Genomic DNA, 8,255 nt, shown 5'->3' with positions numbered 1-8,255 from the left:
CACAAACTGCAGCGCTGTGAAGCATTGTGGCAACGGCACATTTCCCTGATCGCCAGCGTGTAGGCCGTAGCGAGCCATAGCGAGTTACGGCAATGTGCGCACCGCCGTAACTCGCTATGGCTCGCTACGGCCTACTTTTAAGGGTCGCTAGAATTTGACAACGACACATTTTCATCAGCCCAGGAGTTGCCCACGCGGTTAAACGGTTTAGAAGCACTTCACGGCGCTGCGAAATGCCCCGAACGAAGCGAGCAGCCAAAATCGCCTGATCAAAGTCGCCTGATCAAGGATTGGCAAAGTTGACGAGCTTCTTTACCTCAGTCCGCAATTCACTGATTGGTTGGTCCATCTCTCGCGATCTTCCCTGCGAATCCATCCTCGAAATCGGTCGATAATTGCGATCGCCGGCCAACCGATTCAGAAGCGTGTCAATTTGCAAATGGTTCACCGTCGAGTTGGCGATCACCAAGCACGTTTGATTGAGGCTCAGCCGCGTGGCAATGACGCCAGGCCCACCGAGCTGCTCCCAACTATCGGGGGCAATGCTAACTTCAATGACTTCCCGTAACTGCTGAACCTGATAGCGACGCGACTGATTTGTCAGCGCCGTGACGTCATAAACACGGACCGGATAGCACTGCTCCAATTGCTCGTTGGTTGTGATCGTCAACGCATTGTTTCTCAATAAAATCGTCAGATCCATCGTCTGCAAAACTGACATCAGATGCACCATCAACGGTGCAGGCCGGTTCAGCCGAACTTCAATTGGCTCGTCCGCCGACATTCCAATTTCATCCAACGCGCGCGAGTTAATCGCGATGGGAATCTCAGTAGGCAGCGTTTCGACCAACGAACGAAGCGGCATTCCGTAAGCCGGTGGCGTGATCCTTTGGCCCAGCAAATCCAGGATTCGCGACTCATCGTTCGCAGTCATCAGCGGATCAATGGGCCATGACGGGACCGCCTGGCCGGAAACCGTGCCGCAAACAGCCATGCAGAAGACGACGATTATCGCACGCCGCGCGATGCCAGCTAGTACGATAGAGACAGCCATGCGATGTGCGGTATGCATGGAAACGAACCTTGTCGCGAGGAAATTAACGTGATCGATAAACGAACCTACAGTCTACTTCTAATTTCGCTGATCGTTTGCATCAGTCATCCAAGCAAGGTTTACGCAGACAACGCAACCGACTCTCCGCCAAAGACCGGCCAACTGAAATTGCAAGAAGTTTGGCTGCATTCCACGGGCAAGGGCTACTTCGTTTACCAGGCAACGGTCCAGCAGGAAACGGAGTTCACCATTCCGGTTCGCAGCGACGAAGTCAGCGACATTGTCCGTCATGCGATCGTGCTGGATCCCGAATCAAAGGGACGCGTCACGATGCCCAGCAAACCTGATCCGCAAACCCCGCGAACCACCTTGCCCAGCACAAGCACGCTCGCCGATCTGTTGCTATCGATGCGAGGGCAAACTGTATCGGCGGTCGATCAACTCGATGAAACCATCCAGGGGCGTTTGGTCGCATTGGAATTACGCACCGAGTTCGTCGACAAACAAAAAGTTGAATACGAACACATCACAATCGCGACGGACGCGGGACTTCGCAGCCTTCCGCTGTCCAGCATTCACCACATCGCGACCGATGACCAAGCGTTCAACGATCGACTCAACATGGCGCTCGATCGCTTGATCGCCGACGATAGCGTCGAGACCACCGAAGTTTCGATTCGATTCGACGCGGGCAAGCAGCGAAAGGTGCAGGTGCATTTGTTGCGAGAAATGCCGATCTGGAAGGTCAGCTATTTGACGACCGTGGACGAGTTTCTTCTTCGCGCGACCGTGGACAACACGACCAGCGAAGATTGGAACGACGTTCGTGTGATTCTTAAAACCGGCCGCCCGATGAACTTTGACATGGATGTTGCTTCCATCGTCCGTGCCAACCGGCAAACGATCGCTCGCCCGCTGCCCTCGCTGCGAGTCGCTCCCACGCTAGCCGAATCCAACGCCTGGGCCATGGACTCTGATGCGTCCGCGGAAGATCTTGACATCATGAACATGACCTTCGGCGGCGAGTCCGATCCGTTTGGCGGTAGCGGTGGCGATCCATTTTCAGACAAAGTCGGCGGCGGTGGAGGCGGGCTTGGCGGCGGTGGAATGGGCGGCATGATGGGCGGAAGCGGTAAGCCACGGCGAAGTTCCACGAACACCAAGACAAATCTCAACTTACTCGGTTCGTCGAAGGCCGGTAATTCAACCGATCAAGCCGCCGGGGCAGCCTTGGTTGTCACCTTCGACAAGGTTGATTTGCCGGCCGGGAAAATGATCCTGCTCGACACGCCGATCGGAAAAGTCAACGGTGAAATCGTTTCAGTCTACCGAGCGAAAGACAACGACAGCCAACCGATGTTGTCACTCAAAATTCGGCCCGACGTTGCCTACGTACTGCCGGCCGGACCGTTGACCGTCTACGCCGGAGACACCAATTACGGCGGCGAAGCAATCATGCCTGCGATCACGCCCGGAATTGATCGCCTGATCCCGTTTGCCACCGACCAAGCGGTCCGAGTACGACGTTTGCCGATCCAGCGAAGCAGCGTTAACAAGAACGTGGAACTGTTCGCCAACAAGCATCAAATGAAATACGAAACGCTAACGACGGCAACGATCTCGTATCGGATCAACAACCGCGACGTCGATCCAAAAACGATTCTGTTAGAACATCCAAGGCCGACGGAACCGACCGAAGTGGTCCTGGGCGATGACAGCGATACCGAACCGACCGAAGACGCGATACGTTTCAAAGAAACGGTCCCTGCCAGTGCGACGGTGCAGCGTGATGTTGTCGAACAACGACTCGTCAAACACATCCGCCAATTTTCTGATATCAGTGCGGTCCAATTGGAAGAGCTGATCGGTGACGATTCGATCGACCAAGACATTCGTGACTCGCTTAAGGAAATCCTGCAACAGCAAACCGATCGTACCGATCTAACCGCCCAGATAAAACAAGCCGTTGCCAACAAAGAACAAGCGACCAAAGAAATTCAGCGCATCACTCAATTGCTTCGACCAACCGTTGGGCAGGGAAATGGATTGTCGGCCGAACTGCTAAAACGCTACGAGAGCCGACTGATCGAACTGGAAACGAAACGCGATGGCGTAATGCAATCGCAGGCGGAATTAATCGATAGCCTCAAAGCGGTCGAGCAAGCCCTGGGCATCAACCGAACCCCTTCGGGGAAAACTAAAATCCAACGTCAACAAAACACGATGCAGGGCGGGATGTTCTAGTGGTCCGCTCACTGCTGGAAAAAGATTTAGAGACTTGAAACAGTTAGAATAAAAACGCAACAAGCGTTATGGTAGGCCGTAGCGAGTAGAGCGAGTTACGGCATTGTGCAGCCCTGCCGTAACTCGCCCTGCCGTAACTCGCTTCTCTCGCTACGGCCTACTTTTGCTTTTCCTTCCCATCATTGTTCACGATTATCGATCCATGAAAACACGATTCATCCTGCTTGGCGGATTCCTTGGCGCTGGCAAAACCACTCTGATTGGACAACTGGCGCAGCGTTACATTGCTGACGGCAAAACCGTGGCGATCATCACTAATGATCAGGCCGCTGACCTCGTCGATACGTTGAACCTGCGCTCGCAAGGGTTTGATGTCGGCGAAGTTGCCGGGGCCTGTTTCTGTTGCAGCTTCGATGACTTGGTGGAAACCGCTGGTAAACTAGGCCAGGGTAAAACGCCTGATGTGATCATCGCTGAACCGGTTGGCAGTTGCACTGATCTGGTCGCGACCGTCGTTTTGCCGCTGCAGCAAATTTTGGGCGATCAGTTTGAATTGGCTCCGTTCGGAGTCCTGCTAAAACCTTCGCACGGCAAGCGAATCCTCAATCAATCCGACAGCGATTCCGCTCGCAGTGGATTCTCGCCCCAAGCTGAATACATCTTTCGCAAACAGCTCGAAGAAGCGGACTACTTGATGATCGGGCGGGCCGATCAGTTGACCGATGCAGAGGCCGAGTCGCTGAGGCAGCAATTGAATGGTGTGGCACCCGACGTGCCCGTGGTTTTGGTCAGCCCCAAGACCGGCCAAGGAGTCGATGAAGTGCTCGGTTACATCGAATCCCCGATGATCGCCGGCCGTCGGCTGCTGGAAATCGATTACGACACCTACGCCGACGGCGAAGCCGAATTGGGGTGGGTCAACTTAACCGCAACGCTGACTGCCAATTCTGAAATCAACCTGGACGAATGCGTTACGTCGTTGGTCGGTGATATTGCTGAATCAATTCGGTCGATCGACGACGCCAGCATCGCTCACCTGAAGGCTTCGCTAATCGCCGACGACACGCAAGCAATCGCAAACGTGGTCAGCAACGATTCACCGGTCGATCTAGGTCTTTCATCGGGACGCTCCGCATCAACTCCGATGCAAGTCGTAGTTAACGCTCGCGTCGCGATGGACCCGGTCGAGCTAGAATCGATTTGCACTGCGTCGGTTCACAAAACTGCGTCTGACCATTCGGCTGAAGCAGCGAACATCACCGCTCATTCGCTTCGCCCTGGCCGCCCCACGCCAACTCACCGCGTCACGTCGGCATGATATGTCCATCATTGGTCGTCTAAAATCTGCAGCTTTCCCGTGTGCATGTCATAGACAGCGCCGACGATTTTGATTTTGCCAGAATTGATCCTTCGGCGCAGGTCAGGAACACGCGACAATCGCCGAACCGAAAGCCGAACGTTGCGTGAGATCGCCAAGTCAATTTGTTGTTGCCGCGGAAGATCATCGGGCAGCCCCGTGAACGCCGGTTCGATGCGGTAAAGCAGTGACACAACTTCCGCCGGTTCGCCCTCGACGTCAGCAAGGTAGTCATACGTTGCAGTGACGGCACCACAATGCGTGTGCCCCATAATCAGGATCAACTGAGTGTTCAGGTGGTCAATCGCATACTCGACGCTGGCTGTAACATTGGTGTCCACCACATTGCCCGCGACGCGAACCACGAAGAGGTCGCCAAGTCCCTGATCCAGGACAATCCCCGGCGACACACGCGAATCGGCACAACCCAAAACCACGGCAAAAGGATGCTGGTCTGCTTCCAACGAAGCTCTCCAGACCTTCGTTTCGTGCGGGTGCTTTGACTCTCCGGCGGCGAATCTCGCATTGCCCTCCTGAATCCGCTTCAATGCTTCGACTGCATCAACATTTTGCACAGGACTAGGCGTTTTCGGTTCTTCGCCAAGGCAAACTGCTGAGCAACTGAAAACAATGAAGGCTGAAACGGTGGTCCTAAATGACATCTTCTTGACTTCGTAGGGCGTGGGGTCTGAACGTTGGGCTGCTTCGCTTGTTTTGTCCCAGCGACAAAACTAATAATTGCAAACCTGTTCTGCAAGCCGCTCCCACTGATCAACAGAGCACCTGCGTTTTTCGTAGGTCCGGAGCGACGCTTCTAAACCGTAGCTGATCCCGCCAGGGTTCAGTCCACGATCGGGTCGAGCTCGACTGAACCCTGGCGGGATCAGCTACGGGCAATTTATCCGTACAACTTTCTGCGCAGGATACCCAGCGTAGATGCATGCTCGGTTTTGTAATCGATGCGGCCCTGGGTTTGCTTGATGCAGCTTTCCAAGTGCTCGGGACCGGCGAACAGAATCGCCGGGTGATCCAGCGACGCAGCTTCGGCCATTTGTTCCAGCAAGCGACGACCACGTCGATTGACGCGATGGGCTTTGCAAAGTTCATGCAGCATGCCAAGCGGCGTGTTCAAGATCGTTGGCGTTCGATTGATCCACGCGTAGACCGCCGCGCCGATTGCAATAAAGGCGATGGCGACTGCGGCGTAGATCCACATGGGAACGCCGCCCGCAACGACTTCTTCACGATATCCAAGACTGACATCAGCGATGGACGTTTCTGCGAACACAAAGTGAGTCATCAAGTTCATGTTAGCGTGTACCTGCGTTTGACGGTCTGGAGAATCGTTTGCTTTTTCTTTTGTCGTTTTGCTTTTCTCGTTTTTCCAGTGCCAACGCCGCAGCATCGCGAACGGGACTGACTGGCATCTGCACCATCGATTCTAGCAACTGTAGGGTTTCGGTCCCCGATGCTTCGCCCATTGCTTCGGCCGCGCAAATTCGAGCTTGCTGATGGTCTTCGCTGGAAATGTGCGAAAAGGAATCTGACAGCAAGTCGACCAGGGCCAACGAGTCGGCCATCGCGATCGCTTCGACGCGGCGTTCCAACACCGGATGACGCAGTGCGTCGCGAACTCGCTCGATCGCATTGGCGTCGATCATCATCACAACGCGTCCGATACGTCGTCGGCTTCGGGCTCGCAATTTAGCCATGCGTGGCAACATCGCCGCGGCGTGCATCGGCGACAGCACATGTCGAACGCCATCGACAATTCCAGCATCGGAATGATCTAACAGGTCGATCAGGTCTTGTAGCAGTTGAGCGTTTTCATCGCTGGCGATTTCTTCGACGTCGTTTTCAGCGACCGGCACGGCAGCTCGCATCCAAAAATCGATGTCCAAAACTTTGCAGCTTGAAAGTCCTTTTGCCGCCACGGCTTCGCAATCAGGGCCACCCAATTGAATGGCTGAAACGATCGCTTGCATGGTCTCGATCGTGTCCGTGTTGGCCGCAACATGAACATGAACCAACGCACCCCTGCGCTGGGGCGTTAATTTCGGCATCAGGTCAACGGCTGATTTGCAACTGGATGGAATCCCCAGTTCTTTTAAGTCTTTTAAGTTCTTCAGAATGTTGGCGGTCGGCAATGATCCGATTTTGTCTAGGATCGCGTCCCGAAACGCTTCGTCCGTTCGGTTCCGCATCAACTTGATGATGCGAGCATCGGGATTGCGCCGACGAATATACGAAGCCAGCAAGTCGATCACGGCCGGATGTTCGCTGTTTTGAAATCGGTCGCAAATCAGATCAAACGCGGTTCCGCGGTTACCAGTGGTTCTGTCACCAGTGGTTCTGTCACCAGCGATTCTGTCACTGATGATTCGTCGCAGGTCTCCGTCGCCATTGGTTGTCACGCAAAGGAACGCTTCGGCGAGCAATTCGTTGCGATGGATCGTGAATCGGTCCATCGACTTGGCCAAGCAGGATAGAACTGCGTTGCGAAGCGGTGGGCTTGATTTGTCTTCGCGAGCAGCCCGGCCAAGCGGTACAACCATTTCCAACACTGCTTCGGTTGCGGCTTTGCGGACGATTCTAGATCCACTGGATTCGGCCAGCAAAACCATTGGCTCAATGGCCGTCGTCATGTCAAGGTCTCGCGCCGCCTGGATCGCAAACTCGGCTTCACCCGAACCTTGTTGCAACGTGGACAGGACAGCGGAATCCATCCAAGGCGAAGCTGTTCGCAGGATGGCGATTTCTTTTTTGCTAAGTTTGTTCCAACGTTTTAGGACTTCTTGGGACGCGGCCGAGCACGGGTGCTGTTCAGCATCTTGCGCAACAGCTTGCTCGATCGCCTGATCTGGTCCCGGATCTGGTCTTTGAACAATGGCCGAAACTGCCATGTTGACCAGCGACGGGTTTGCCGAATCGATCGCAGCAACCAACACATCCAATGCCGCTTGGTTGCGTGATTTCGCGAGTGTTTGGTAGGTGAGAGAAAGTCCGTGCATGAATTCAATTTCAGTGTGAAACCGGAGTGATGGCCTTGTCGAGCTGTTGAAAATGTAGGACGTATCAGCGACCCGACACTGGATTGCCGCATTCAATTTGACCACTTCGCCCCAGGCTAGCGGCTTGCGACCATCAAAACCGGAACCAGCCGAATAATCGGCGGCGTCGGTCGTTGCGTGCGGCGTCCATGTGAGGTGGCCTTTGACCACTATCGGATATCAACCGCTCGTCCCGTATAATCCACTGCAAGGCTCGCGATCAAATCACACTCGAGCCCATTCAAGAACGGTCCCAATGGCAATCATCCGATGACACGCAGCCCCAATGAAATTTTCCTGGAATCGTTTTTAGACGTGCGAGCCAAATTGTTGGAAGTCGCCGCGACGTTGGATCGGATCGAGCGAGCTGGCGACGAACTGTCGAGCGACGCAGCGGATTTGCGAGGGAAAATCGATCAAGCGATTGCCATCTGTGCGAGTTCGGGCACCGATCGAGCCGAGCGGCTGCAGCATTTGTTTTCGCGTGAATTCGATCCCGATTGGCGGAAGGAAATGAATCTTTAAACTCGCTGCTTAACAATTTCCTTTC

7 protein-coding genes are annotated in these 8,255 nt (G+C 54.5%); 3 read left to right on the top strand and 4 right to left on the bottom strand.

The genetic code is table 11. From position 1 onward, the window contains the following. Positions 1 to 283: 283 nt before the first annotated feature. Positions 284 to 1,054 (bottom strand): hypothetical protein, encoded by a 771-nt coding sequence (locus RC85_RS16635; protein ID WP_157593948.1) that lies wholly within the window; start codon positions 1,052 to 1,054, stop codon positions 284 to 286. A 48-nt stretch (positions 1,055 to 1,102) separates the two neighbouring features. Between RC85_RS16635 and RC85_RS26935 the strand changes: the two genes are divergently transcribed. Continuing rightward, complete coding sequence (locus tag RC85_RS26935) at positions 1,103 to 3,298, top strand: DUF4139 domain-containing protein (RefSeq protein ID WP_149753002.1); 2,196 nt, start codon at positions 1,103 to 1,105, stop codon at positions 3,296 to 3,298. Between the two features lie 202 nt (positions 3,299 to 3,500). Continuing rightward, a complete protein-coding gene (locus tag RC85_RS16625; RefSeq protein ID WP_068264854.1) occupies positions 3,501 to 4,616 on the top strand; it encodes a GTP-binding protein in 1,116 nt (371 codons plus the stop codon). Positions 4,617 to 4,624: 8 nt separating this feature from the next. Here the strand turns inward: RC85_RS16625 and RC85_RS16620 are convergent, their stop codons facing one another. The 3 genes from RC85_RS16620 to RC85_RS28505 all read right to left on the bottom strand — a co-directional run bounded on the left by RC85_RS16620 (position 4,625) and on the right by RC85_RS28505 (position 7,876). Continuing rightward, positions 4,625 to 5,317, bottom strand: a complete 693-nt coding sequence (locus tag RC85_RS16620; RefSeq protein WP_084422753.1) for a carbonic anhydrase — start codon at positions 5,315 to 5,317, stop codon at positions 4,625 to 4,627. 236 nt (positions 5,318 to 5,553) lie between these two features. Further along, the gene (locus RC85_RS16615; RefSeq protein ID WP_068264850.1) at positions 5,554 to 5,964 is read right to left on the bottom strand and encodes a hypothetical protein; all 411 of its coding nucleotides are present in this window, start codon (positions 5,962 to 5,964) and stop codon (positions 5,554 to 5,556) included. Between the two features lies 1 nt (position 5,965). Next, on the bottom strand, positions 5,966 to 7,876 hold the full coding sequence (locus tag RC85_RS28505) for a HEAT repeat domain-containing protein (RefSeq protein ID WP_068264848.1): 1,911 nt from the start codon (positions 7,874 to 7,876) through the stop codon (positions 5,966 to 5,968). A gap of 99 nt (positions 7,877 to 7,975) precedes the next feature. On the opposite strand from RC85_RS28505, the gene RC85_RS16605 reads away from it, so the two are divergent. Continuing rightward, complete coding sequence (locus RC85_RS16605) at positions 7,976 to 8,230, top strand: hypothetical protein (protein ID WP_068264846.1); 255 nt, start codon at positions 7,976 to 7,978, stop codon at positions 8,228 to 8,230. Positions 8,231 to 8,255: the final 25 nt, after the last annotated feature.

Source organism: Rubripirellula obstinata (assembly GCF_001642955.1).
GTDB lineage: Bacteria > Planctomycetota > Planctomycetia > Pirellulales > Pirellulaceae > Rubripirellula > Rubripirellula obstinata.
The sequence above is the reverse complement of the archived record's forward strand: the minus strand, read 5'-3'. Positions and strand labels throughout refer to the sequence as shown.

Excerpts from the sequence above, each read along its gene's own strand:
- RC85_RS16605 (WP_068264846.1), top strand. The coding sequence starts at position 7,976 with ATGACACGCAGCCCCAATGAAATTTTCCTGGAATCGTTTTTAGACGTG.
- RC85_RS16635 (WP_157593948.1), bottom strand. The coding sequence starts at position 1,054 with ATGGCTGTCTCTATCGTACTAGCTGGCATCGCGCGGCGTGCGATAATC.
- RC85_RS16615 (WP_068264850.1), bottom strand. The coding sequence starts at position 5,964 with ATGAACTTGATGACTCACTTTGTGTTCGCAGAAACGTCCATCGCTGAT.
- RC85_RS16625 (WP_068264854.1), top strand. The coding sequence starts at position 3,501 with ATGAAAACACGATTCATCCTGCTTGGCGGATTCCTTGGCGCTGGCAAA.
- RC85_RS16620 (WP_084422753.1), bottom strand. The coding sequence starts at position 5,317 with ATGTCATTTAGGACCACCGTTTCAGCCTTCATTGTTTTCAGTTGCTCA.